Raw genomic sequence first — 26,628 nt, 5'->3', positions numbered from 1 at the left:
ACTTTGCAAACCCGCAGGGAAAGGTGTGCCGCGCAATCCGCGGAAGAGGCTGTCAGGGTAATGGCTGCAATCCGCAAGGGCCTGAACCAGCACGCGGGTGCCAGGAACTACGCCTCACTCACCCTGCGGGTGCGTACGCAGGCGCAGCCTTTTATTGCCATCTCCGGCACGCTGAATCCACAAGGAGAACGTTACCTGGATTAACTTCCCGCCACGCGTGCGTCCGGCAGCAGGCTGCCCGAGCGCTGCTGTAAATCAGATTCCCGTCGCGAAATAGATGAAGGCAAGTGCCTCCTCGGCAGAGAGGCTGCCATCATCTATGCGGGTATTGGCGAATGCATTCAGGGCTAGAGGCACATAGACCGGCATCTCGCTGATTTCCGCGATCGGGTAGTGCTGCTGGATCGCCGCGGACGTCCTGGATACGATTGCCAGGGTCTCACCCAGTTCCTCACTCACCGCCGGCAGGTTGGCTTCAATAGCCGACTCGAGGGCTTCGGTGGTGAAAATCCCCGCGGCGCTCTGCGCGCCTCCGACCGCGGCGTAGGCCAGGCGGGTGGCATGCACGGCCGCGACAGCGCCGATCTCCGCCTGCTCCGTGGAGGACAGGTCGGAAAGGGTCTTGCCCCGCATCCGCCACTCCAGGGCAGCCCGACCGCTGAGGAAGCGCACACGGTATTCGTCGGTGTCCTGCACATCGGCCAGCGCGTTGAGGCTTTGATACAGTGAGATCGATGATGTCTCCGCAACCGTTGCACCGCTTTCGTCGACCACCTCCACCGGCTCCGCGCCGACACTAATGGCAAACTGGCGCGGGGAAAGCCCCGCCTGGCGGGTGAGCATTTCGCCGTAAAGACCGCGAAGCTGCTCGCTTTCAGGGTAGTTTTCCATCAGGGTGACAAGCCCGGTGCCGGCGGCGCCATACCCGCCACGGGCGAGATCGCCTGCCACTGTGGACAGCACATCGATATCGGCCGCTGACAGTTCGACATCGGTGACCTCGATCTCCGGCGCGGGTTGTGGCTCCGGTTGTGGCTCAGCTTGCGGCTGGGGTTCAGGTTCGACTATCTCGTCCCCTGCCGTGTTGCGATTATTGTCGGAACCATCGCTGCAGGCCCACAACAGGGGACACAGCAGAGCTATCGAAACAAACAGTCTGGTCTTGTTCATACGGTTTACGCCACCCTTGATTCCCATGTCCCGCTGCATTACGGACAATCACTCAACACCGGTCCACAGTTGTGGCCGGAAAGATTAACCAGCGTCATGTCCCCCACAGCACCGCTTGCCTGGAAGCTCAGGATGACCTGGTAGTAATCACCGTCATCCCGTTGCAGCTGGATCTTGTGACTGCTGTTGGCATTGAGCACCGCCCCGTTGGCAAAGTTCACTAACGCGAAGGGATTACCGCTACTGTCGTAGACATTGGCGGTATTGGCGCCACCGGTATAGTTCCCGTAGAGCACCAGCGCTGTGTTTGGCCCCACCCCCGAAACCGCGGCATTCGCGACCATGCGCTCACTGGTATCGATATCGATGACGATAACCTCATCGGTGCTGCCGTCATTGTCCACCACCGGCAGCGCGCTCATCACATCGAGTGCCACCGCCTGCGACTCGTCGACGTCATTCACCGTTACCAGAACCTGCTGGCTGGCGCTGAACATGTCTGCGCTGTCGTCGGTGACCGTCACCTCGACCTCGTAGACATTGTCAGCATTGCTGTCCGCAGGCGCTTCATAGTCGGGAGCGACCAGGAACAGGAGTTCTCCACCCTCCAGTGAGAAGCTCGACTGGTCCGCACCGCCACTGATGGCGTAAGTGAGTACATCGCCGTCGGCATCATTGGCAGCCGCGGTATAGCCCGTATTAATGCTGTTTTCATCGACACTGACAGCTACCGACGCCGCGGTGAACACCGGAGGCGCGCCCGGAACAGCGCCGGCGGTAACAGTCAGGAGCGTGGTGTAATCGGAGACCTCACCCTCGTTGTTGGTAATCGTCAGCCGCACCTCGTACATCCCTTCGAGGTCTGTTACCAGTGAGCCGGTCCCGTTGGGGGACGCTGTAATTTCTGCGGCACTTCCCTCGGGTGCAGCAACCAGCGTGTATTCGAAGGTTGAACCGCTGGGGTAGGTGGAACCGTCGAGGCCCAGTGGCACCGTGTCGCCGGCGGTGAAACTGCTCTGCTGTGTGGCAGGACCGGCGACGGGGGCGGACAGAAAGGAGAAGGTCACCACTTCGCTGTAGGTAGCCTCCCGGAACGGTACACGAAGCTCCGCCATCACCTGGTATTCACCTTCGACCACATCCGGGGTCAGGGTAGCAACCCGGCTGTTACCTGGCTCCGGGAGAATAACCGCGGCGCCCCCGGCGGGCTGGGACAGTATTTCCCAGACAATCTCCGAACCGGGGGGCAAGGTCGAACCACTGGCGTCGAAGACAACCGGCTCACCAATATTGATGGTCTCCGCGATGGGGCGGTAAGTCACGTACACCGCTGGCGCGAGAGTCTCAACAGAAGTGCTCAGGGTTTGGGAAGCAAGCTCTGGCGTGACGCCGACACCTTTGTAAACGTAATAGTATTCTCTCAATACGCTGGCAGTGTAGATGCCCGGGTTTTGCGCGATAAAGGTTCGGACGTTTTCTTCAGCGCCATCGTTAAACGCGTCGATGATATCACTGGTGACGCCTTCGCTGGACGTATAGGACAGGGACCAGGTCGCGGTTTCCTCCGAGTACTCCAATTGGTTGTCGTAGGTGGGTTCATAGAACAGGGTAACCTCATCGCCCGCGAGAGCGTACTGGACGTTGGCCACTACCCGGGAACCCGGCGCAAAAAACGACCCATAGAAGCCAGAGACAGGAATAACGACGGTTTGCTCGCTCCCGTCGTTCATCGTGGCGGTAACGGTCAGTTTTAACACATCAGCATTGTATGTTCCGACTTCGGCGTTACCGACATAGGCGATTGCCGGCTTGCCGGTAGCGCTGTCTTCGGACACCACCCAGTCGGGATTGCTGCTGGTCCATGTCGCCGTCACCGGTGGGATAAAGGCACCGCTGGCGACATAGTCCGGCAACAGTTCGGGGCCGGTTTCAGGCTCGACCGAAACCGACGTCGATTCGACCGCGACGCGCAGTGAACCCAGTGCCTCCCCCAGGGTGATCTCTCCAGCGCAAGTCTCGACCTTGATTGATCCAGAATAGGGTGGCGTGACCTTGCCCCTCACTTTTGCGGCATACTTGTAAACACCGTCGACGGCTTCCGCGGGATCAAAGGTGAAAACATAACGGTAGTAGGCATGTTCACTTTCAAATTCCGGGTGCTTCTTGATGCTCGTCTTGCTCGTGTAGTTATCCTTGCCCATGGGGGACATGGAGATGAATTCGTTATCCTCAAAATAGGGATCGGGAGCGAGGGCTACACTGTGGTCGAGAAACTCCACTGTAATCGAACAGCTGTCGTCTCCGGGTGTGCATTTGGATGGCACGCAGCTCAGGTCGACATTGCCCGGTTCCTGTTTACAACTGCAGTTCACCAGAACCAGTGAGGACAACGCGAGCAAACCAATCTGACTGCCGCGCTTTCGAATCATGGAGAAGGTTTTGGCATCAAATCGCATGTATATAAGCTCGCGTAGGTAATGGTCCCGAAGTGGTCCGGCGCGTCGTTATATTCCCGAGCGAACCAGAAGTCGCGCTCGAGTATTGTTAGGGATGCAAGTTCGTGTCAACGAAAAACGGGCTGTTTTACCGGAAAAAAATGAAAAAAACCGTCAACGAAATTTTTTCCTGACTTTCGTTGTCGGAAATTCGGCAGAGCTGGCGCTATTGAGCTTAAGGGTATTTGCAGGCGTCAATCCGGGCCTACAGCAACACATTCCCGTGGGATTTGCGCAATCGCTGCCCGACCGCATCACCGGCATGCAGTAATACAGTCCCAATCGTCTGACTTTACTTTCGTGCTTCTTCCGCCTTCAATTCAACCAGACAGCTATGCAATCGACCGATCAAACCGTCCATGGAGAAGCACTCGTGACACAAAAAATGCGCATTGGTTTCCTCGCACTACTCATCCTGGCACTCCCTCCCTCTCTGGCCCTGGCCGCCGACAGCAAGCCAGTGATCGAAAAGAAAGACGACCTGCCGCGGCACGAATACCAGCTCGATGTAAAAGTGGTAGACCTCTATGAGCCCGCCAATCGCAGTGCGCTGCTGAAGCTGGCAGCCGCAGTGGCCGCAGACGCACAGTCCGACCTCGCGAACTACGACATTCGCGACGACAACACGGTACAGGACTTTTATACCGACCTCGGCACCGTGGCCCTGCTGGAATCCCGCTGGCAGGATTACCTGGACCTGCTGGAGAAACGCCGCGCGCTGGAGACCAAGGAGGCCAACCGGCTGACCATGGGGCTGGTCGGTGAAGTGATCGCGCGGACAGAACTGGCCGGCACCGCGAATGCAGCCAACGCGTTTGGCGAGGAACTGCTGAAGGCTGTCGAGGCCCTGCCCTACGCCACCGTGCAGGACAACCTGAAGAGCACCAAGGGCCGTACCGAGTTCCTCACCCGCCCGCTGGTGCTGGGCAACCTGGAGTCCACTTTCCAGCCGCTGCTGGACAACACCGGCGGCAAGATCAGCTACGACGTGGCATCCGCACTGGTGGGGGTCTCCTTTACCCTCGACTATTTCATTCCCAACGCAGGGGCGATCAACGAAGTACTGGGCGACTATATCGCCGCTAACGATGTCGCCAAAGAAGACATCTGGGCAGCGCGTACAGTCGACCTGGCAGCCGATGCTGCGGCCTCGCCCACCGTTATTTCAGTCTGGGATTCAGGCGTGGATACCGCCATCTTCGGCCCCCAGGGCCAGCTGTGGACCAACACCGCGGAGCAAAGCGACGGCGCCGATGACGACGGCGACGGCTACGTCGACGATATCCACGGCGTCGCCTACGACCTGGAATCCAACAAGGTGACCGAGTTGCTGCACCCCATCCAGCGCGATTTCGGCGTACAGCCGCGGGACTGGCAACAATACTCGAAGGGGCTCGGCGATATGCTGGCCAACGTGGACAGCGAAGAGGCGGCGGCCCTGCGCAAGCACATCGCCGCCCTGCCCCAGGCGGAGGTCAAGGACTTCCTGGAATCGCTCAATCTTTACAGTGGCTACGCCCACGGCACCCATGTCGCCGGCATCGCGCTGGAGGGCAACCCCTTTGCCCGCCTGCTGGTGGCGCGCATGACCTACAACCACACCCAGATGCCGCTGGAACCGACCCTGGAACAGGCCGAGCGCGACGCCGCCATGTTCCGCGAGGTGGGCGCCTATTTCCGCAACAACAAGGTCCGCGCCGTGAACATGAGCTGGGGCGGCAGCCTGCGCAGTATCGAAGAGGCTCTCGAGGCACACAATGTCGGCGCCAGCGTTGACGAACGCAAGGCTCTGGCCCGCGAAATCTACGATATCGGTGACGCCGGCCTGCGCGAGGCCATCGGCGGGTCCCCGGAGATACTCTTCATTACCAGCGCCGGCAATTCCGACAACGACGTCAAATTCGACGAGTTCTACCCCAGCAGCTACGAATACCCGAACCTGCTCAGCGTCGGCGCGGTGGACAGCGCCGGCGACGAGACCAGCTTCACCAGTCTCGGCAAGGTCGATATCTACGCCAACGGCTTTGAAGTGGAAAGCTATGTACCGGGCGGCGACCGCATCAAGTTCAGCGGCACCTCGATGGCTTCACCCCAGGTGCTCAACCTCGCGGCCAAGCTGTGGGCCCTTGATCCGGCTCTGAGCGTGGCGGAAGTGCGCAGCCTTATCCTCGACGGCGCGGATGAAAAGCAGCTCGAGTCCCGCACTATCAAGCTGCTCAACCCGAAGGCGTCGGTTGCCCTGCTGGAGCAGCGCAAGGCGCCGTAGGCGTTACCCGCGCGGACTGCGCCACAACGAAAAAGGCCCCTGCAGGAGGGGCCTCATTTCGAACTGCAATGTCCGGCCTAGTGTTGCTGGGCCGGTTTCTTGCCCGCCATCGCCGGCATCTGCAGATTTACCGTGACCTTGTCGATAGCGCCGGTGAAGACACCTTCGTTGTGGTAGTCCGGTGACACCGGCACATTGCTGTCGCGCCCGGTATCCATGGTTTCACCGTTGCCGGCGAGCATCTTCGGCCGCTGTACGATCTTGCCCTCGGCGACTTTCTCGCCGTCGACGCTGATGCTCATCAGGCCGTCGTCGCCGGTGATCTGGAAATCGTAACGCAGCTTGTGGGCGCCCGGTTTCAGGGCGGACTTTGCGGACACCTTCGACTGGGCACCTTCCAGCGGCAGGCCGGACACCGACGAATAGGCCGTGGGCTTGCCATTCTCGAGGTAGAAGCTCCAGCCGCCGAACTTGCTGCCCGCGGCGAACACGACACCCTCCGCGCCCGCTTCGGGGATGCGCACATCGGCTTCAATGCTGAAAGGCATGTGGAAGATCATCGGCGCCACGCCGAACTGGACCTGTACATCCGGACCCCAGTAGGTGTATTCCATGCGCGGACGCTTCTTGGTGGCCATCATCATGACCATGCCGCGCTGCATGCCGCCTTCATCCTGGATCGGGTAGACGTTGTACTTGCGCGCTTCCTGGTCGAACAGCGCCTGCATTTCGGCGAGCTTTTCCGGATTTTTCGCGGCCAGGTTGTGTGACTGGCTGAAGTCCTCACTCAGGTTGTAGAGCTCCCAGCCGTAGGCAGTAGTATCGCCACCCCTGGTCACCGGCATGTTCCATGGCATGTTGATCGGGGTGGTATTGGCCATCCAGCCGTCGTGGTAGATCGCCCGCTGGCCCATGATTTCATAGTACTGGGTATCGCGGACCGAGGGTGCGTCGGCGTCGGCAAAGCTGTACAGCATGCTCTTGCCGTGCACCGGCATCTGCTCGATACCATCGACATACTTCGGCGCGGGTACCCCCGCGGCGTCCAGCAGGGTCGGCATGATGTCGATCACGTGGTGGTACTGGCTGCGCACCTCACCGGTGTCCTGCATGTGGCCGGGCCAGGAAACCACCAGGCCGTTGCGGGTGCCGCCGAGATGCGAAGCTATCTGCTTGAACCAGGGGAACGGCGTGTCGGTGGCCAGGCTCCAGCCGGACTGGTAGCCCTGGTAGGTGTTCGGGCCACCCAGTTCGTCGAGGTGCTCGGCGAGGTAGTCCAGGGGAAGGCCGTGGGTGCCGGTGCTCAGGTCCGCCATTTCGTTGATGGAGCCCCACTCCCCGCCTTCGGCGCTGGAGCCGTTGTCGCCCTCAACGTATACCACCAGGGTGTTGTCGGCGAGACCCATGCGCTCCAGCTCGTCCATGATGCGGCCGAACTGCTCGTCCTGGAAGGCCAGCTGGGCAGCGTAGACTTCCATGAAGCGCGCGTAGACCTTGCGCTGCTTGTCGCTGAGGCTGTCCCAGGCGGGAACCTGCTCTGGCCGTGCGGCGAGTTTGGTGCCTTTGGGCACGACGCCCATCTTGATCTGGCGGGCGAGGATCTGCTCACGCAGCACATCCCAACCCTGGTCGAACTTGCCGTGGAAGCGGGCGATCCACTCCTGCGGCACCTGGTGGGGCGCATGGGCGGAGCCGTTGGCGTAATAGATGAAGAACGGCTTGTCCGGCGCGGCGCCCTTCTGGTTGTAAATCCAGTTGATCGCCTTGTCCGCCAGCTCCTCGTCCAGCAGGTAGTTGGCGGGACGGTCCGCGTCATCCACGGGGCTGATGTTTTCATACAGGGCCGGGGTGAACTGGTCCGAGTCGCCGGCGATGAAGCCGTAGAAATAGTCGAAACCGCGCCCGGTGGGCCACTGGTCGAAGGGGCCGGCAATCGAACGCTCCTCCTGCGGAATGTTGTGGTCCTTGCCGAACATGGCAGTGGAATAGCCGTTATCGCGCAGGATGCGCGCCACGGTCGCCGCCGCGGGCGTAATGCGCCCGGTGTAGCCCGGGTACGGCGTGGGAATGTCCGACAGGGTACCCAGGCCCACCGCGTGATGGTTGCGCCCGGTCAGCAGTGCCGCGCGGGTCGGGGAACAGATCGCCGTGGTGTGGAACTGGTTGTAGCGCAGGCCGTTCCGGGCAAGCTCATCCAGGTTCGGCGTGGGCGCCGGGCCGCCAAAGGTGCTCACGGAGGCGAAACCGACGTCGTCAGTCATCACCAGCAGGATATTCGGCGCGCCCTCCGGTGCACTCACCTTGCCCGGCAACTGCATGGTGGACGCCTTGGCGGTGGGTTCCAGCTTACCTTCATAGGGTTTCGGGGGAATGGGCAGCGCCATTCTTTCCGCCGTGGTCTGCGCTGCCGCCGGGCCGCTGATGGCGACCATGACCGCCGCCGCGACCGGCGCGATGAGTGAGCTTATTTTCATATTGGCCTCCGCCTTGTGTTCGGAACGCGTGTACTGATCCCGCGGGTGCAGGCAGGCGCCCGCGGGGCAGGAAAACTGGGGCCGAAGGTTAAGACGGGCGTCTTAGCAAGTCAAGCGATCGTGCTCTGCAGCCCTGACGCGGCGAAATCCAGCACCCGTTCCAGGTAGCGGTCGCGGGCACTACTGGAGCGATCCTCGCCCCCGGTGATACCCCGATCCCAGTCGATGACCGCCACCAGGAATACCACCACCGCGCAGTGTATGCGGGTATGCGGGTCTGCCAGGGCCAGGGCCTCGAGGCGGGCGTTCATGAGGTCGTTGATTTTGCGGGTGACGGTGGCGCCCTCGGAGTAGCGGCTCCAGACTTTGATATCGGCGAACAGGCGCATACCGAGCAGGAAGGCGGCGAAGGAGCAGCGGCCCTCGGAATCCCGCTCCTCGGCGATCGGCCGCAACAGGGCGGTCAGCAGGACCCGCAGGTCGCCCTCCTCTCCCCGCTCCGTGGCCTGGTCCAGCAAGCGGGTCCGCGCGCGTTCGAGGGACTTGAGGCGCCGCTCGAAGATACCGCGCATCAGCCCCTCTTTGCTGGAGAAGTAATACTGCACCGCGGAATGGTTGGCGGAGCCGGCAGCTACCGCGATCTGGCGCAGGGACACGCCCTCGGTGCCGTGGCGGCCGAACAGGCTTTCGGCCGCGTCCAGGATGGCGTCGGCTGAGCCGGTACGGCGGTTATCCACCCGACTTTCCACTGCCTCCGATGGCGCGCTGTGCGTTTTTCCTTCCATTGCCCCGGGCTCCTGCCGTAAACAAGCCCATTGAACTGGATTTCCGCGCGGGGGTAAACCGCCGTGTGTCAGGCGGCGGTCCAGGCACCGTCCACCGGCAGGATCTGCCCGGTGACGAAGCTGGCACCCGCACTGCACAGCCAGAGCACCGCCGCACCGACCTCCTCGGGGTTGCCCAGCCGTCCGATCGCGCTCTGCTCGATCAGCATTTTGTGCAATTCCGGATTCATCGAGGCGCGCGACATGGGGGTATCGATCATCCCCGGGCAGACGGCATTGACGCGGATGCCCTGGCGGGCGTATTCCAGCGCGGCGCAGCGGGTCAGGCCTACCACCCCGTGCTTGGCCGCCACGTAGGGCGAGAGGAACGGGGCACCGACCACGCCCGCAACCGAGGCGCAGTTGACGATGGCGCCACCGCCGTTCGCCAGCATCACCGGTATCTGGTGGCGCAGGCAATGCCACATGCCGGTGAGGTCGATACCGATCACCCGGTGCCAGTTCTCGGCACTGGTGTCGGCCGTCGCCTTGCCGTGTTCACCGTCGATGCCGGCGGCGTTGAAGACCGCCGAAAACGGCCCCAGGGATTCCACACAGGCCTGCACCGCCGCGGCGACACTGGCATCGTCGCTGACGTCGCAGGCCAGGTATTTGCAGGGGCCGATCGAGGCGAACTCCGCCTCGGTGTCGGCACCGGCCCGGGCGTTGATGTCCGCCAGGGCCACGGCGTAGCCCGCTTCGAGAAACAGTCTGGCGGTGGCCTTGCCGATGCCGGAACAGGCGCCGGTCACAAAGGCCACGGGCCGTGTAGTGTTATCGCTCAATACTTATCCTCCGATGTTGACCAGTGTGCGACCGGTGACGCTGCCTTCCAGGTAACCGGCACACACGGGAATGATGTTCTCCAGCCCTACACAGCGGGTGACGATACGCTCGAGGTGCTGCGGTTTCAGGTCCGCGCCCATGCGCTGCCAGATCTCCAGGCGTTCCTCCCGCGGATTGAGCCCCGCATTGATACCGATCAGGCTGACCCCGCGCAAGATGAAGGGCATCACCGTGGTGTCGAGATGGGATGCGCTGGCCAGGCCGATGCTGGCGATATTGCCCCAGGTGGCGACCGTGCGGGTCAGCCAGCCGAGCACATCCCCGCCGAGATTATCCACCGCACCGGCCCACAGCGCCGTCTCCAGCGGCCGGGTGCCCATGTCCAGCTCACCGCGCAGGACGACCCGTTTGGCGCCCAGGGACTTCAGGTAATCCGTCGCCTCCGCCTTGCCGGTCAGTGCGACCACGTCGTAGCCGCGCCCCGCCAGCATCATCACAGCGATGCTGCCGACGCCTCCGGTGGCTCCGGTAACCAGGATTTCCCCCAGTTCCGGCCGCTGGCGGTTCTGTTCGAGCCGGTGCACCGCGAAGGCGGCGGTGAACCCGGCGGTACCGAGAATCATCGCCTCGCGCGTGTCCATGCCCGCCGGCAGCGGCACGATCCACTCGCCGCGGACCCGGGCGTATTCGGCGTATCCGCCATCGTGGGTCTCGCTGAGCCCGCAGCCCATCACCAGCACCTTGTCGCCGGCGGTATACGCCGGGTCGGTGGAGCTGACGACTTCACCGGCGAGGTCGATGCCGGCCACCAGCGGAAAATTGCGGATGATCTTGCCCCTCCCGCTCACCGCGAGGGCGTCCTTGTAATTGATGTCCGAGTATTCCACGCGAACGACGACATCGCCGGGGGTGAGATCATCGAGGGACAATCGTTCCAGCCGCGCCCTGCCCTCGCCCGGGCCGTCGACCCGCAGTGTCCTGAAGGGTTCCACCATCGTCACGCGATCACCGCCATCAGGAACCCAGTCTGGCCTCGAGTGCTTTCAGCTGTTCCTGCATGGCCGCGAGCTGGCTGCGCAACTGGGTAATTTCCTCGGCTTCGGGGTCGGGTACCGTCTTGCGGCTCCGCTTGCTCAGGCGCCAGTCCTCGGGGAACAGCTCGTCGTTGTCCTTAACCGCGTTGTTGAGCCCCTTGTCGAAGGTATCGTCGCCCAACTCCAGTTCGCCGTCGGACTTCACCATCGGCAGCAGGGATTCCAGCCACGCGGCCAGCACGCTGCCCATGTACTCGCCCTGGTTCTGCTTGAACACTTCGAAAAAGGTCTTCTGCATCATGACTGTGTCGGTGGGCCGGCTGCGGGAACAGGCCAGCGCGTACTTGTGGGTTTCCGCCTCCAGTTGGTCGCGGGGCACCACGCTGTTGACGAAGTGGCACTCGTACATTTCCTTCGCCGTAAAGGGGCGCCCGGTGAATACCATTTCCTGGAACTTGCGCAGCCCCATCATCAGGGCCCACTGCCACATGCGCGCCGCCCAGCCGGCGTAGCGCCAGGCCGAGTGGCCGAACAGGGTTTCGTCGGAACAGACCACGAGATCGGCATCCGCGGCCTGGTAGAAGTGCCAGCCATAGCAGTAGCCCTTGGCTTCGACGATGCTGATCTTCTTGAACTCCTGCAGGCTGCGCATGCCCGAGGCGGTGGTCGCGTAGTGATGCACCAGTGTGGAGAGATAGCGATAGGAATCCTTCGGCGGGTATTTGACATCCGCCTCCTCGGGAATCTCGAATTCGTGCAGCAGCGAGGAATCCTGGTTGCTGGAAAACAGCTCTGACTGTTCGGGAAGGTCGCCGCCACTGCCGAAGTTGTCGCCGACACCGCGAATCACCAGCACCTTTACTTCGTCGTCCACGTTGGCCTGCTGGACCAGTTTCGCGTAACGCTGGCGCGCGGCGATGGTCGGCGCGTTGAGGTGCCCGGGGCGATTCAGGGTGATCGTGGCGATCTTGGTTTTGGGGTCTTTTTCGTAGAGGATGATTTCCTCGGGCGGCGGGCGGTTCAGGTTGTCGCTCATGATGGTCTACTCCTGGTACTGGAATGGGGTGTACAGGCGGCGGGCAGGCCGCCGCGTTTCAGGCCGAAATCCGGCTGGCGATCATCGCCCCGATCTCGGCCAGCCTGATTTTGCCGGTGCTTGTCCGGGGAATATCGGACTCGCTGATAAACACGATATTGCGCGGCACCTTGTAACTGGACAGCAATTCCCGCAGCGCGTCGCGCAGTGACTCCTCGCTCAGGTCGACGCCCTCGGCAGGCACCACGGCGGCGACCACCCGCTGGCCGTACTCCGGATCGTCGATACCGGCGACCACCGGGATCGCCACTCCGGGCACTTCGCGCAGGGCGGCTTCCACTTCCAGCCGGGAAACGTTGGCCGAGCGGGTCTTGATCATGTCGCCGCGACGGGCGACAAAGTACAGGTAACCGTCTGCATCCTCGCGGCACAGGTCACCGGTGGGATAGAAGCCGTCCGCGGTAAATACGCTCTCGCGCTCGCGCTTGTAGAAACCGGTCATCAGGCCGCCACCGCGCAGCTGCAATTCGCCGAGCTCGCCGGTGGCCACTGCCTCGCCGGTCTCCGGGTTGACGATGCGCCGCTGGTAGCCGTTGACCGTGCGGCCGGAGGCGCCGGCCTTGTCCGCGGGCAGTCGCACGTCCAGCGGTTCCGCGCTGTGCACGGCAAAGGTTTCGCTCATCCCCAGCAGGTTCGCCTGCAGCGGCGGCGGGATCAGTTCGCCGCTGGCCTCGCGGAACTCGCCGAGGCCGATGATGCTGTCCACGTCGATGCCCCTGCCCCGCGCGCCCTCGCGCAGCTTGACCATCATATCGCCCCAGCTGTTGACGCGGTTGACCGCCAGCGTGGCGATGGCCTCGACCATGTCGTCGACACTGGGGGATTGCGGATAGACCAGGGTGCCGCCCACGCTCAGTACTTCCAGGGCCATCACCAGCCCGCCCAGCCAGAATACCGGCAGGGTCGGCATCATGCGGTCGTCGGGCTTGAGCAGAAAATACTCCGCCACAGCCGGCGGATGACAGGCCAGGGTGCGCTGGCAGTGGGTCACCGCCTTCGGTGCAGACGTGCTGCCGGAGGTATAGACAATCACCGCATCATCGCTGGCCGCGACTTCCCTTTCCAACGCCGCCAGCAAGTCGTCGCCGGGCGCAGCGGGACTGTCGGCCAGTGCCAGCAGGGCGTCCACGGGTTCTGCCCAGGCCATGCCCTCGGCGTCGTCGAGCCAGATCGCGCGCAGGTAGGGTGCGTCTACCAGGCGCAGCGCACCGGCTTCGCCGTTAGCGAGACCGGGCAGGGCCTCGCCGAGTTTTTCGCCGTAGTCGTGATTGAGAAAGCGCCGGTTGGCTACCAGGAACTGGGTGTCACTGGTGCGCAGGATGTGCGCCAGTTCGCGGGAGGTGCACAGGGTACTGACCAGGGAGACCAGCGCCCCGATACGCATGCACCCGAGAAAGGCGGTCAGCCAGAAAATGCCGTCGGCGGACAGCAGCGCGATCCGTGCGCCCTTCCCCGCGCCCGCCTGCAGCAGCGCCCGGGCAAAATGCGCGGAACGCCGCTCCAGTTCCGCATAGGTGACGCTCTCCCCGGCCATCGCTACCGCCGGGTGGTCGCCGCGCTCCGCGACTTTACGGGCAAACAGCGCTGGCAGGGTCTGCTGCTGGGTCGTGCTCATGCTGTGGGCATCCTGCTGGTATCGTCTTGTTATGAAGGGTCCGCTACCGGGCGCTCAGCCCAGGGTGCGCACCGGATTGCTGCCATCCCAGGATTCGGCTGCGTCGCGAAACTGCTGGAAAATGCTGTCCGCCACGGGGTTGGCATCGACCAGTTCCACCATGAAGCCGAGCGTGCTGCTGAGGTCGAGCCAGCAGGTGCGGAAACCCATCATCAGGCCGCTGAAGGCGATTTCGGCCCCGGCGGACTGGTAGGCCTCCAGTTCTGCGTCGTAGTCTTCGCAGTAGATACCCACATGGTGAAAGCCAGTCTTACCGGCGGGCACCAGGTCGCGGAACATCGACGGGGCGTCGTCGTGCTGGCAGATCAGCTCGATCTGGGTATCCCCCGCCTGGCCAATCGCGGCGGTGATGTTGAACGGTGTCGAGGATACCGGCGCTCCCCGGTACATCGCGTTGTCGTAGGCCAGGCTGTCGAAGACGAAAAACGGTCCGATCCCGGCGCTTCGGGTCCAGTGCTCGATGGCCGCATCGAGATCGGGGACCACCCATGCCAGTTGCATGAAATTCCGGTCAGGGAAAGGCATGAGTTGCATCTGTGTGTCTCCGGTCAGCCAGTAGGTATCACGGCAGTCTCACCGAAGGGCGCATGGCAGTCTCTACAGAAGATGTCGATTTATCGACTATGGCGACTTGCCGGGCGCGAGGATCTCCAGCAGCGCCGCGTTGAACGCCGCGGGGCGCTCGTACATGACCCAGTGACCGGCGCCGGCAATCACCCGGAACTGCATCTGCGGGAAAAAGCGCCGCAACACTTCTTCCTGGGCCGTTGGATTCGGATGCGGCTGGTCCAGTTCGCCCCAGATGCAATCCACCGGCAGGGTCAGCTTCGGCAGCACTTGCAGCAGGCGGTCGGGCAGTACCAGGGGTATCGGATTGAGGCGCGACCGGGTGCCGACCAGGGCCTGGATGCACAGCGCGAGCGCATCGACGCTGTCCTCGGCGTGGAGCATCAGTTGCAGGAGATTGTGGCGGTTGACGGCAATCCGGCCCTCGGCATCCAGGCCCCGTACCCCAAGCAGGTCCACTTCGCCGCGCGGCGTATCCAGGCCACCGGTATCCACCAGCACGAGCCGGCGCACCAGTTCGGGAAAGTAGCGGGCCAGGTAAGCCGAGGCGACCCCGCCAAAGGAAAACCCCACGACATCGAGCGGCAGGGCGGCGGCTGTCAGTTCGACCAGGCCTTCGGCGAGGACGCTGGAAATCGCTTTCTGGGTCGGTTCCGGCGGGAGGTCCGACTCGCCGTAGCCCGGCAGGTCCACCGCCCAGACGGTATAGTGTTGCGCCAGTGCATCGATGGTATGGACCCAGTGCAGCCATGACCCGCCAGCGCCGTGGGCCAGCAGCAGGGGCGGCCCGCTGCCCCAGCAACGCCAGACCAGCACGCCCTCGCCACAACTGGTCGCAAAGCGCCGGCCGCGCGCCTCGAGATCGGCGATGAAGGTTTCCGGGTCGACGGCAATCGGGGCGCAGCGCTCAATCATTGTTGGTTATCCGCTTCGGCGAGGGCTGTGAGTGTGTCGCTATGTGCGGGCCGGGTCAATCGCCGCGCTGCGGACGCCGGGCTCTCGGCGCAATCTCTATACGACGGGTCGCAAACTATCGAAAACCCCGGCGGATACGCATGCGATACTGTGGCAAAGCTGGAGGAAGGGCCGATGCCTGCCACTGACAATAATATTATCTTCACCAATGCCCGGGTTTTCGATGGCCGCAAGCTGCTCCCCGAAACGCAGGATGTCGCCATCGCCGGCGGTCGCATCGCCGCCGTGGGTGCCGCCCTGCCGGCGGATGGCAGCCGGCGCATCGATGCCAGCGGGCTCACCCTGATGCCCGGCATGATCACCTGCCACCTGCACCCGGATTTCTACCGCTTCTCCCTGGCGGAGGGCCTGGCCGGCGCCAAGCTGGGCAAGGAACTGCCGCCGGGTGTACTGATGGCTATTGGCGTACGCACCTGCCGGGTACTGCTGGAAAGCGGCTTCACCGGCTATGTCGGCGCCGCCTGCGCCCACGATATCGACGCCCAGCTGAAAATCGCCATTGCCGAGGGCATTATCGACGGGCCGCGGTTGCGCGCCTGCGGCCATCACATCGGCACCACCGCCGACCTCAACGACAGCGCGAAGTGGTGGCAGACACCGCAGACCCCGGGCATCGACCTGTTCGGCGACGGCCCCGATGAAATCCGCAAACTGGTGCGCGAGGAGATCCGCCGCGGCGTCCAGACCATCAAGTTCTTCGCCAGCGCCGGCCACGGTTTTCCCGGGCGCACCGTACGCAACATGTCCCGCGACGAGATCGCCGCGCTGGTCAACAGCGCCCACGAGCGCGGCGCGAAGGTGCGCACCCACGTGTCCGACAAGGCCATGATCATGGAGTGCATCGAGCTCGGCGTGGACATCCTCGACCACGGCGACGCTGTGGACGAGGAAGTCATCGAGGCGATGCTCAAGCACGGCACCTACTGGGTACCGAGCCTGATCTACCCCAGACTGCTGCTGCAGATGGGCTGGGGCGACCCCGACGGTTCCACCCAGGTGTACTACGACAACGTGCGCCGGATGCTGCCCGTGGCCCAGGCCGCCGGGGTGAAGATTCTCATTGGCGATGACTACAGCGGCGTGTTCCGCGATGTGATGGACGAGGACCCGCTGGACCACGAGGTGGGCCGTTACGCCCGGGAATTCGAATACTACGCTGCCCTCGAAGGCATCTCCGCGGAAGATGTGCTGGCCTGGGGCACCGCCACGGCGGGCGAACTGCTCGACGACGCCCCCGGCAAGGTCGGGGTGGTCGAGGCGGGCGCGATGGCCGACATCATCCTCGTCGAGGGCGACCCGGTAGCGGACCTCGGCCTGCTGTCGCGCCCGGAAGCCTCACTGAAAGCGGTGATGCGCGACGGCCGGCTGGTGCTCGACAGGCTGGCGGGGCGGAGCCAGCCGGCGTGAGGTATTTCCGGCGATAAAACGCGCGTTTTTTCCCTCTGGGGCAACTCGCGCTATACCCCGCACCCAGTCCGAATACCGAGATTGACTATGCACAACAGGATTCATCACACTCTCCCCGCCTTCGCGCTGCTTGCCATTAGCCTGGCGCTGGGAGGATGCAGCAGGGAAACAGGCACCGGACCCGCAACGGCTACGGCCATCGTGGAGACGCCTGCGCTCCCCGCGATCGCAGCGGATACGCCGACCGACTGGCCCTCCTGGGGCCGCACCGGCGCGGAAACCCACTACAGCCCGCTGGCCCAGGTCAACCGCGAGAACGTCGCGGCGCTGGCCCCCGACTGGTATTTCGACCTGCCGCCCGGCAACACCATGACCGCGCCGGTGATGGCCGATGGCAAACTGTTCGTGACCAGCGGCCACTCCTACATCCGCGCCCTGGACGCCACCAGCGGCAGACTGCTCTGGGAGTACGATTCGAAATCCCGGGAACTGTCCGGCCCCCGCCTGCGCTTTGGCTATGGCGCCAAGGGCCTGGCCTACTGGAACCAGCGCATATTCATCGTCACCCACGAGGGCCGGGTGATCGCGCTGGACGCCAACACCGGCAAACCCCTGTGGGAGGCCCGCACCCTGCCCGAGGCCCCCGACGGACGCTACGTCAACGGCGCGCCGCGGGTCTTCGACGGCAAGCTGGTGATCGGCCACGGCGGCGCGGACACCGCACCGGTGCGCGGCTACGTCGACTGTTTCGACGCCATGAGCGGAGAGAAGCTCTGGCGTTTCTACACCATCCCCGGCGACCCTGCGCAGGGCTTCGAACAACCGGCGATGGCCATGGCGGCCAAAACCTGGGGCGGCGACTGGTGGAACCACGGCGGTGGCGGCACCGTCTGGAACGCCATCAGCTACGACCCTGAACTGAAACAGTTCTACCTCGGCACCGGCAATGGTTTCCCCTACAGCCACCGCCTGCGCAGCGACAGCGAGGGCGACAACCTGTTCCTTACCTCGGTGGTGGCGGTCGACGCCGATACCGGCGAGTACCGCTGGCACTACCAGAACTCGCCGGCGGAACAGACCGACTACAACTCGGCCATGGACATGACCCTGGCCACTCTGGAGATCGACGGCGAACCGCGCAAGGTGCTGATGCAGGCGCCGAAAAACGGCTTTTTCTACGTGATCGACCGCACCAACGGCAAGCTGATCTCGGCCGAACCCTTTTCCAAAGTCACCTGGGCGACCGGCGTCGACCTGGCCAGCGGCCGCCCCATCGAAGCCCCTGGCTTCCGCGAGACCGACAAGCAGCCCTTTGAACTCTGGCCCGGTGTGACCGGCGCCCACTCCTGGCAGCCGCAGTCTTTCAGCCCGCGCACCGGGCTGGTTTATATCCCCGAACTGCGGCGCGCCTCGATGATCCACCACCCCGGTCCGGACACCCCGGCGCAGGAAGTGAGCATGGGCATCCACGGCGATATGAACCTCGCCATCCCGGGCGCACGCACCAGCTTCCTCAAGGCCTGGGACCCGGTAAAACAGGAGGCGCGCTGGTCTGTGCAGACACCCGGCGACTGGCCCGGCGGCACCCTGGCCACCGCCGGCGACCTGGTGTTCCAGGGCACTATCGACGGGCGCTTCATCGCCTACGACGCGGCGACCGGCGAGGTCGACTGGAGTTTCAATGTCGGTGTACCCGTGGTAGCGCCACCTGTCAGCTACGCGGTCGACGGCAAACAGTACATCGCCGTGCTGACCGGCAACGGCACCTCCGGCGGCGGCCTGTTCTCGGATGGCATCGAAAACTTCCGCACCGACTACCGGATGCCGCGGCGGGTCCTGGTATTTTCACTGACCGGAACCGCCCAGTTGCCGCCTAACCCGCCGATGCCGGCACTGGTCGCCCCCGAGGACCCGGATTACCAATCCGATCCGACACTGGAGCAGCAGGGCGCGGTACAATACATGATGGCGGGGTGCATGGTGTGCCACGGCAGCAACGCAGTGCCCGGCGGCACGGCGCCCGACCTGCGTATTTCACCGATCGTACGCAGCCGCGACATCTTCCATCGCGTAGTCCGGGGCGGCGCCCTGGTGCCCAATGGCATGCCGCAATTCGACAACCTCGATGAGTCACAGGCCGAGTCCATTCGCCAGTACCTGCGCAGCCTGGGCCAGGCACTCGATGCGCCCGCCAATACCACCGACAACAAGGACAACGGGGAGAAGCTATCCATGTCCATGGAACAACAAAAAGCCATCGTCAGCGACTTTCTCAACAAGCTCGGCGCCCTGGAAATCGACCAGGCGGGCGTGCACGTGGCGGAAGACGCTGTCATGCACTTTCCCTACCTGCCCGGCGACAACCAGTTCGAGGGCAAGACGGCCATTCTCGACCAGTTCAAAAAGACCCTCCCGGCGTTCTGGGAGTATATGGAATTCATACCCAAGGCCTGGTACCCGGGAGCGGATGGCGAGGTCATGATCGCCGAGTTCAGCAGCCGGGCTGTACAGAAAGGCAATGCCGGCACCTATGCCAACGAGTACATCGCCGTGTTCCGCTTCCGCGGCGACAAACTGGTGCTGATCCGCGAGTACTTCAATCCCTCGCTGCTGCAGATTGACGCCTAGAACCGCACTGGAGACAAGGTAATGACCGCCATCACTTTCACCGTCAACGGCAAAGCCGAAAAGCTCGAGGTGGACCCGGGCACCCCCCTGCTCTGGGTGCTGCGCGACCACCTCGGCATGACCGGCACCAAGTTCGGTTGCGGCATCGCCCAGTGCGGCGCCTGCACGGTGCATATCAACGGTGCCGCGACCCGTTCCTGTATCATTCCCGCTGCCAGCGTGGAAGGGCTGGAGGTGGTCACCATCGAAGGCCTGTCGGCAGCCGGCGATCATCCGCTGCAACTACTGTGGTCCGAGCTCAATGTCCCCCAGTGCGGCTATTGCCAGTCGGGCGTCCTGATGGCTGCCGCCGACCTGCTGCAGCGCAACAGCTCACCCAGCGACGCGGACATCGACGCCGCCATTACCAATATCTGCCGCTGTGGCACCTATCCGCGAATCCGCGCGGCGATCCACCGCGCCGCGGCCGCAATGCGTGCGGAGGTGGGGGCATGAAGCCGTTGCACAACGCCGCCGTGGACCTCGGCCGCCGCCGCTTCCTGGTCACCACCTCGGCGCTGGCCGGGGGCATGCTGCTGGGCATGGGCGAACTTGCCCGCGCCGGTGCGGACGGCCCCTGGAGCCCCGACGAGCCTGCCCCGCACGAATTGTCGCCCTGGCTCGAGATCACCCCGGACGACACTGTCATCATTCGCGTCCCCACGCCGGAAATCGGCAACGGCGCCATGACCCAGGTGGCGATGAACGTGACCGAGGAACTGGCCTGTGACTGGAGCAAGGTGCGGGTGGAGTTCAGCTCGATCAATCGCGACTACGTGGAAGGCGGTGTCTATACCCGCGGCTTCCTGCCCTGGTTCGGCGGCCACGGCACCGACGACGTGCGTATGGGCTACGCAATGCAACTGGGTGCCAGCGCCCGGGAACGCCTGCGCCAGGCCGCGGCGAACCACTGGCAGGTCCCGGTGAGCGAAATCACCGCGGCCAACAGCACGCTGCGGCATACCAGGTCGGATCGCAGCCTCAGCTACGGCGCGGTCGCCGAAGCCGCTGCCGCCATCAGCCTGGCACAGGAGCCCGCGCTGAAACCGCAAAAGGACTGGACCTTCCTCGGCAAGGCGACGCCATCCAGGCTGCACATCCCGGCGGTGACCCGCGGCGAGGCGGTCTTCGGTATCGACGTGCAGGTGCCGGGCATGGTGCACGCGGCGCTGCGGCAATCCCCGGTTCACGGCGGCACACTGAAAAACCACGACCCGAAGGCGGTGCTCGGGATGCCCGGCGTGCGCGCGGTGGTGGTGATCGACCCGGCGAACACCCGCGGCACACAGCTGGAACAGAAATCCACCTGGGGCTTTTCCACCAACCAGTTGCAGAGCGGCGTCGCGGTCATCGCCGATCACTACTGGCAGGCCAAAAAAGCCCTGGAGGCCCTGCCCTGCGAGTGGGCTGCCCCGGCCGGCAAGGCCTGGGACAGCTCCGCTGACATCTACGCGGCCACCGCAGCGCTGCACCACGCGGACGACGCCAAAATCCTGCGCGAGTCCGGCGACGTCGACAGTGTTACCGAGGGCCAGGTGGTCGAGCACGATTACACGACTCCCTACGCCGAGAACGCCATGATCGAACCCCTGAGCGGCACCGCGCTGGTCACCGGGGGCAGCGCCGAGGTCTGGTGTCCCACCCAGGACATGGTGCAGGCTTACTGGGTCGTCATCGACGAGACCGGCATGGCGCCGGAGCAGGTACGCATGCACCAGACCCTGGTCGGCGGGCGCTTTGGCCGCGGCACCCAGGCGGACGATGTGCGGGTGGCCGTGGCGGTAGCGAGGGAGTACCCCGGGGTGCCGGTCAAGACCATCTGGTCGCGGGAGGAATGCTTTGCCCAGGGACGCTACCGCACGCCGGTCAACACGCGCTTCCGGGCGGTACTGGGCGACGATGGCTATCCCCGTGCGGTGACTTCACGGGTCTGTTTCACCGGCACCCACCCGCTCTACCAGCTGACCCTGGGCTACGACGACATGCCCTACTTCACCAGCGGTATCATCCCCCACTTGCGGCTGTCGTCGACCAACCAGCCGGTCAATATCATGAACGGCGCCTATCGCGGCCCCTGCTACAACTCCCACGTGTTTACCGTGGAAACCTTTATCGATGACTGCGCCGTTGCCGCCGGTATCGACCCGCTGGAATACCGCCTGCACCTGATGTCGCAGTGGAGCACGTCCTGGTCCGACTGTCTGCGCATCGCGGCGGAAAAAGCCGGCTGGGGCAAACCCCTGCCGCGCGGCGAAGGCATGGGCATCGCCATCTCCAACTGGCCCGCGGGCGGCGTGCGCGACGCCGGCACCGTGCTGTGTACAGTGGCACGGGTTGCGGTCAGCCCAGCAGGGGAGTTGCGCGTCATGCAGGTAGACGTGGCTTTTGATACCGGCAAGGTCGCCAACGCCGACGCGGTGCGCTCCCAGATCGAGGGCGGCACGCTATTCGGTATGAACATGACGCTCAACGAAGAACTGCATATCGCCGGCGGCGTGCCGCTGGAGAGCAACTTCGACCGCTACCCGATGCTGCGGATGGGTGACCACCTGCCGCCGATCAACGTGCACTTCGAGGCGCTCTCCGGCCAGGAGCGCTTCAGTATCATCGGCGAAGCGCCGGTCGGCCCGATCGGCCCGGCCATCGGCAACGCGATCTACCAGGCGACGGGTAAACGCCTGCGCTCGACGCCTTTTCGCAAGCAGGACCTGAGCTGGAGCTGATACGGCGCCGCCCTCAGGGAGCAGCGCCGTAGCTGTTGCCACCGTGTACCCGGCCGAGCACTGCACAGGCCGGGTCCTCCCCGGAGCGGGCGCCGTCGCGCAGTCCTGCGTCATCGGTCCAGTCCGCCTCCACCGGCAGGCTGACCGACCAGTCGCGCAGCACGACACGGTGGCGGATGCGCCAGCGGCCATCGTCCTCGCGTACCAGGGTATCCACGAAACGCCCGCCGAGCTGGTTGCACATCCGGACGCCGTCCTCCCGCGGGCTGTGGGACACCGCGAGAAAGTAGGTTTCCGCGCCCGCCTCGTCACCGCGCACGTCGATCAGCGACTGCCCCAGCAGGTGCGAGAGCGATTCCGTGGTGTCGAGGATCATGCCGGTCATCACGTGGGCAAATTCGCCACCGGGCAGGCTGACAGCCCCGTGGTCGTCCCAGCTGTCGCGGGTATAGACGCTGCCCATGAGCGCTTCGTCACAGCGATCGCAACCGTGGCAGTACTCCTTGACCGTGCGGGTTATCTCGTGATGATCGAGCATTTCCTGTAATCGCGGGTCCATCGGCAAGTCCTCGGCCAGCTTTTCATTACCGGAGTAAGCCACAGACCCTGTGACCCGTCTCGATAGTTCCTGCCCTCCCCCCAGCCTTTGGCCTCAATGGGCGCGCAACCAACACCCGAAAAGGGGCGCAAACTGTCGAGCACCGCGAATTTCACGGTGCTACCCTCGGGGCAAATAACGCCGCCGGCTGCAAAGGCTGAGGAAACCGATCATGCAAGCGCTAAACGACCTGGACCTTCCCTATCTCGCCATGGAACAGGAGGGCTTCGCCGCTGACGCCTGCTCCGCATTCGCCGCGGCGCGGGTACAGCAACCCTGGATCGCCCGCTGCGCCTTCGGTTACGTGGTGCACGAGCACGGCGCCATTGAAGACCTGCTGCGCATGGATGAGCATATGTGCCCGAGCTTCGATAACATCATCGAAACCATGGGCGCGGAAGACACGCCCTGGGGGCGCTTTACCTCGATCCAGCTGCTCGCGCATACCGGTGAATCACACAAGCGCATGCGCGACATCCTCGCGCCGATGTTCACCCCGGCGGCAGCCAACCGCAACCGGCCGCTGATGCGCGCGACCATGCAGGAGCTCCTCGACGAATGGCTGCCACGGGGCGAATTCGATTTCGAGGAATTCATTTCCTACTTCCCGATTTCAGTGCTTTGCGCCATGGTCGGCGCACCGCGCGGCGAAATACCGCGCCTGCGCAAATCCCTGGAAACCATGGGCCTGGGCTTCGCCATGGACCCTACCCTGCTGCCCCAGCTGCAGGAGGCGATCGGCGTGCTCGACGAGTTCGTGCAGAACCTGGTCGCCAATCGCCGCGCCGAGGAACCGCACGCCGAACCCCAGGACCTGCTCGATGACCTGCTGTTCGCCGGCACGGCGGGAAAACTTTCCGACCGGGAAATCTACGACCTGCTGATTTTCATGTTCGTGGCCGGCTACGACACCTCCAAGAACGTGATGACCCTGACCATGCACATGTTGCTGGACAAACCCGAGTGCTATGCCCGCTGCGCCGAGGACGTGAACTACTGTGCCCGGGTGGTCGAGGAGGCCATCCGCCTGCGCAACCCCTCGATGATCTTCCGCAAGGTGGCAAAGGACATCGAATACCGCGGAGTGCTGCTGCCCGCAGGCACCATGCTGTTTTTTGCCGTCAATATATCCGGACACGACCCGCGCTATTTCGATGATGCCGACGAGTTCGCCCCGGAACAGCAGCGCAAGGCGCGCCACGCGGCCTTCGGCCGCGGCATGCATATCTGCCTGGGCCAGTTCATCGCCCGGGCACAGATCACCGAGGGACTGCACCTGATCGCGCAGCAGTTGCACAATCCGCGGCGCACTGGCGAGGTCCATTACCGGCCCTTCTACGGCGTCAGTGGCTTGAAAGGCCTGCCCATCGCCTTCGACGCGGCCGCCTGACTGCTTCAGCAAAGAAAAAACCGCGGCAAGCCGCGGTTTTTTTTGCCCTTCCCCGGGCGTGCACCGGTTGAACTCAGAAGAACTGGGCGAAATCCATACTGAAGCGAATCCACAGTGAGCGACGGTTGATCACGTCGCAGGTCAATTCCTCGATCCCCGCCACACCGGGCTCCGAGGAGCCGGTATTCACACCACCGAACACCACACCGTTCTGGTAATTGGAGTTCGAGCACTGCCCTGCCACCTGCTCGTCTTCCAGGTTGTTGGCGATCAGCGCAATCTCCCAGGCCTCGTCGGGCCCGTGCAGGGCGATATTGGCGTTGTGTGTCCAGTAGGAATCCCACTGCATGTCCGGGCGGCGATAACCGGTATTCACCCAGTACTCGTCGGAATAGGAGGTGTACCAGCCCATGGATACCTGCATGCCCTGGCCCACCGGGAAGGCGTAATCGACGCCGATCACCCCGGTCAGTTCCGGTGCTCGCAGCAATTGCTCGCCGGACAAATCCTGCGCTGAGTAATCGCCGGTGGTTTCGTCGAACAGCAGGTTGCAGCCATCCTGGATCAACTGGCCGCCCCAGCAGGGCGCGGTGTCGAATTTATCGTATTCCGCCTGGTTGTAGTTGAGTGCGCCGTAGACCGTGAGGCCGTCGACATTGGCGGGGGCATAGGTGAAGTCAAGGTCGACACCGGTGATCTCGGAACTGGCGGCGTTGTTGGTGGTGATGATGATCGCGCCTTCCGGTGAGTTGATATTGGAACCCACCTGCATGTCGCTGAACTCGTAGTAATAGAGCGCCGCGTTGAAGGCGAGCTGCCGGTCCATCAGCTCGCTCTTGAAGCCGACTTCATAGCCCTTGACCTTTTCATCGTCGAAGGATTTCTCGTCACCCGGCGCGGGAATGGTCACCGTATCGAAGGAACCGGCCTTGAAGGCCTCCTTGTAGGACGCAAACACGGTAAAGGTGTCGGTAGGTGTCCAGGTGGCGGTGAGTTCCGGTGAATAATCGTCGGTGGCCAGCTTCGGCGTCGCCGTCGGTACTATCACCGGACTGCCGCTGATGGTGCTGACGACCTCGTGGGTGCGCTCCTCATCGGTCCAGCGCACACCGGCGGCCAGTTCGAGATTGGGCAGTACGTCCCAGAGTACCTGGCCGAACAGCGAGGTCGACTCGATACCGATCGGCTGGTATCCCTCGTTCAGCTGCAGCGGCAGGCCCAGCGAGGGGTTGCCGAGCAGGTTGTTGACGTACTCGATATCCGAATCCTGGTAGAACGCGCCGAACATGAAGTTCCACGCTCCGCTGTAGTTGGAGGTGAGGCGCAGTTCCTGGGTCCAGTCCTCGCGCCGGAAGCCGGGATCGGCGACGATGGTGGGACCGAGGTAACCCGAGGAGTGGCCGTTGATCATCGAATCCTGGTTGAGGTCGAAATAGCCGGTCACCGAATCGATGGTCCAGTTGTCGGTGAGCTCGTAACTGAGATCGACCGTCGTGAACTTCTGGTTCATGTCGTTGAATGGCGTGCCGTTGTTCCGCACCCCGACGAACACATCCGGGTCGACGTCGACGATATAGATTTTCTTGTCGTACTTGCAGTTATCGTTGGGGTTGATGAACTGGAAACCAAAAGGGCCGACTATGCCGTCGGGGCAGGAGTAGAAATCGGTCGCGTAGGCGTCCCCGTTCAGTTCGGATTTCATATAGTTGAATTTCACCCGCGCCGCGAACCTTTCCGTCGGCTCCCACTTGGCGGTCGCGCGAAACATCACATCTTCCTTCGGCGCAAAATTCTTTTCGGCGGGATCGACACCGCCGAAAGCCAGCGCCGGATCGTCGGGGGCGAAGCCCTTGTTCTTGCGAAAGCCCTCGAGTTCGCTCATGCGCCCGGACAGGCGAACCCCCAGGGTATCGGTGATCGGTCCGGAGACGATCAGGTCGATACGGTCTTCCTCCGCCTCGACTTCGTAGCCGTAGCGGGCAATCAGTTCCAGTTCATCGCCGGGATCTTCGGTGGTAATGGCGATTACACCACCGGGCGCGGCCTTGCCGTAGAACAGCGCCTGTGGGCCCTTCAGGACTTCAACCTGGGAGGAGTCGAACATGCCGATGGCGTAGGACAGCCCCTGGGTCATCTGCATGCCGTCGATGTTGAGCGCAATGGACTGGTCGAGGGTCGCGTTGAGCACCGAGGTGCCCACACCGCGCAGGGAAACCTGGGCGCCAAAGGACAGGGTACCGGCGCTGAAATTGAGGCCGGGCACGCGCTCGGTAATATTGTACAGGTCGCCGGATTCATACTGTTCCAGCGCCGCGCCACCGAGTACGGTTGCGACCACCGGAACCTTGAGGATGGATTCCTCCCGCTTGCGCGCGGTGACGATGACCTCCTCCAGTTGCGCCCAGACGGGCAATGGGGCGAATACGGCTGCGGCAACCGCAGCAGATACCAGTCGCTTGCAATGACGCACTTCCAGTCTCC

Annotated in this window: 20 protein-coding genes; 8 read left to right on the top strand and 12 right to left on the bottom strand. The window is 63.5% G+C overall.

The features are described 5' to 3' along the window. Positions 1 to 60 precede the first annotated feature (60 nt). Complete coding sequence (locus tag ACNKU3_RS04125) at positions 61 to 204, top strand: hypothetical protein (RefSeq protein WP_418258147.1); 144 nt, start codon at positions 61 to 63, stop codon at positions 202 to 204. Positions 205 to 255: 51 nt separating this feature from the next. Here ACNKU3_RS04125 and ACNKU3_RS04120 read toward each other — a convergent pair whose 3' ends face one another. Both ACNKU3_RS04120 and ACNKU3_RS04115 read right to left on the bottom strand, forming a co-directional pair. Further along, complete coding sequence (locus ACNKU3_RS04120; RefSeq protein ID WP_418258146.1) at positions 256 to 1,170, bottom strand: hypothetical protein; 915 nt, start codon at positions 1,168 to 1,170, stop codon at positions 256 to 258. Between the two features lie 38 nt (positions 1,171 to 1,208). Then, positions 1,209 to 3,626, bottom strand: a complete 2,418-nt coding sequence (locus ACNKU3_RS04115) for a hypothetical protein (RefSeq protein ID WP_418258145.1) — start codon at positions 3,624 to 3,626, stop codon at positions 1,209 to 1,211. Between the two features lie 94 nt (positions 3,627 to 3,720). On the opposite strand from ACNKU3_RS04115, the gene ACNKU3_RS04110 reads away from it, so the two are divergent. Next, on the top strand, positions 3,721 to 3,936 hold the full coding sequence (locus tag ACNKU3_RS04110) for a hypothetical protein (protein ID WP_418258144.1): 216 nt from the start codon (positions 3,721 to 3,723) through the stop codon (positions 3,934 to 3,936). A 102-nt stretch (positions 3,937 to 4,038) separates the two neighbouring features. Continuing rightward, a complete protein-coding gene (locus tag ACNKU3_RS04105; protein WP_418258143.1) occupies positions 4,039 to 5,931 on the top strand; it encodes a S8 family serine peptidase in 1,893 nt (630 codons plus the stop codon). A gap of 77 nt (positions 5,932 to 6,008) precedes the next feature. Here ACNKU3_RS04105 and ACNKU3_RS04100 read toward each other — a convergent pair whose 3' ends face one another. The 8 genes from ACNKU3_RS04100 to ACNKU3_RS04065 form a co-directional block, all read right to left on the bottom strand. Next, positions 6,009 to 8,405 (bottom strand): sulfatase-like hydrolase/transferase, encoded by a 2,397-nt coding sequence (locus tag ACNKU3_RS04100; protein WP_418258142.1) that lies wholly within the window; start codon positions 8,403 to 8,405, stop codon positions 6,009 to 6,011. A 110-nt stretch (positions 8,406 to 8,515) separates the two neighbouring features. Next, a complete protein-coding gene (locus tag ACNKU3_RS04095) occupies positions 8,516 to 9,190 on the bottom strand; it encodes a TetR/AcrR family transcriptional regulator (RefSeq protein ID WP_418258141.1) in 675 nt (224 codons plus the stop codon). Between the two features lie 68 nt (positions 9,191 to 9,258). After that, complete coding sequence (locus ACNKU3_RS04090) at positions 9,259 to 10,014, bottom strand: SDR family NAD(P)-dependent oxidoreductase (protein ID WP_418258140.1); 756 nt, start codon at positions 10,012 to 10,014, stop codon at positions 9,259 to 9,261. 3 nt (positions 10,015 to 10,017) lie between these two features. Further along, positions 10,018 to 11,010 carry a YhdH/YhfP family quinone oxidoreductase gene (locus ACNKU3_RS04085; RefSeq protein ID WP_418259019.1) on the bottom strand — a complete coding sequence of 331 codons (993 nt, stop codon included), beginning with the start codon at positions 11,008 to 11,010 and terminating at the stop codon, positions 10,018 to 10,020. 19 nt (positions 11,011 to 11,029) lie between these two features. Further along, entirely contained in the window at positions 11,030 to 12,085 is a 1,056-nt protein-coding gene (locus ACNKU3_RS04080; protein ID WP_418258139.1) for an enoyl-CoA hydratase/isomerase family protein, read from the bottom strand. 58 nt (positions 12,086 to 12,143) lie between these two features. Next, a complete protein-coding gene (locus ACNKU3_RS04075) occupies positions 12,144 to 13,760 on the bottom strand; it encodes a class I adenylate-forming enzyme family protein (RefSeq protein ID WP_418258138.1) in 1,617 nt (538 codons plus the stop codon). A gap of 54 nt (positions 13,761 to 13,814) precedes the next feature. Then, the gene (locus tag ACNKU3_RS04070) at positions 13,815 to 14,354 is read right to left on the bottom strand and encodes a VOC family protein (protein ID WP_418258137.1); all 540 of its coding nucleotides are present in this window, start codon (positions 14,352 to 14,354) and stop codon (positions 13,815 to 13,817) included. Positions 14,355 to 14,441: 87 nt separating this feature from the next. After that, complete coding sequence (locus ACNKU3_RS04065; protein WP_418258136.1) at positions 14,442 to 15,302, bottom strand: alpha/beta fold hydrolase; 861 nt, start codon at positions 15,300 to 15,302, stop codon at positions 14,442 to 14,444. A gap of 174 nt (positions 15,303 to 15,476) precedes the next feature. On the opposite strand from ACNKU3_RS04065, the gene ACNKU3_RS04060 reads away from it, so the two are divergent. The 4 genes from ACNKU3_RS04060 (at position 15,477) to ACNKU3_RS04045 (ending at position 22,159) form a co-directional block, all read left to right on the top strand. Continuing rightward, a complete protein-coding gene (locus tag ACNKU3_RS04060) occupies positions 15,477 to 16,769 on the top strand; it encodes an amidohydrolase family protein (RefSeq protein WP_418258135.1) in 1,293 nt (430 codons plus the stop codon). 87 nt (positions 16,770 to 16,856) lie between these two features. Beyond that, complete coding sequence (locus ACNKU3_RS04055) at positions 16,857 to 19,397, top strand: PQQ-dependent dehydrogenase, methanol/ethanol family (RefSeq protein ID WP_418258134.1); 2,541 nt, start codon at positions 16,857 to 16,859, stop codon at positions 19,395 to 19,397. Between the two features lie 21 nt (positions 19,398 to 19,418). After that, positions 19,419 to 19,892, top strand: coding sequence for a (2Fe-2S)-binding protein (locus ACNKU3_RS04050; RefSeq protein ID WP_418258133.1), 474 nt, complete (start codon positions 19,419 to 19,421; stop codon positions 19,890 to 19,892). Continuing rightward, positions 19,889 to 22,159: a molybdopterin cofactor-binding domain-containing protein gene (locus ACNKU3_RS04045; RefSeq protein WP_418258132.1), complete on the top strand. Its 2,271-nt coding sequence runs from the start codon at positions 19,889 to 19,891 to the stop codon at positions 22,157 to 22,159. The genes ACNKU3_RS04050 and ACNKU3_RS04045 overlap by 4 nt, the downstream gene beginning before the upstream one ends. Before the next feature lie 13 nt (positions 22,160 to 22,172). Here ACNKU3_RS04045 and ACNKU3_RS04040 read toward each other — a convergent pair whose 3' ends face one another. Then, on the bottom strand, positions 22,173 to 22,718 hold the full coding sequence (locus ACNKU3_RS04040) for a nuclear transport factor 2 family protein (protein ID WP_418258131.1): 546 nt from the start codon (positions 22,716 to 22,718) through the stop codon (positions 22,173 to 22,175). A 211-nt stretch (positions 22,719 to 22,929) separates the two neighbouring features. On the opposite strand from ACNKU3_RS04040, the gene ACNKU3_RS04035 reads away from it, so the two are divergent. After that, positions 22,930 to 24,147, top strand: coding sequence for a cytochrome P450 (locus tag ACNKU3_RS04035; RefSeq protein ID WP_418258130.1), 1,218 nt, complete (start codon positions 22,930 to 22,932; stop codon positions 24,145 to 24,147). Positions 24,148 to 24,220: 73 nt separating this feature from the next. Here the strand turns inward: ACNKU3_RS04035 and ACNKU3_RS04030 are convergent, their stop codons facing one another. Continuing rightward, positions 24,221 to 26,617, bottom strand: coding sequence for a TonB-dependent receptor (locus ACNKU3_RS04030; protein WP_418258129.1), 2,397 nt, complete (start codon positions 26,615 to 26,617; stop codon positions 24,221 to 24,223). Positions 26,618 to 26,628: the final 11 nt, after the last annotated feature.

The organism is Haliea sp. E17, from assembly GCF_048323675.1.
Lineage (GTDB): Bacteria > Pseudomonadota > Gammaproteobacteria > Pseudomonadales > Halieaceae > Mangrovimicrobium.
This window is presented reverse-complemented; position numbering and strand designations above follow the sequence as displayed.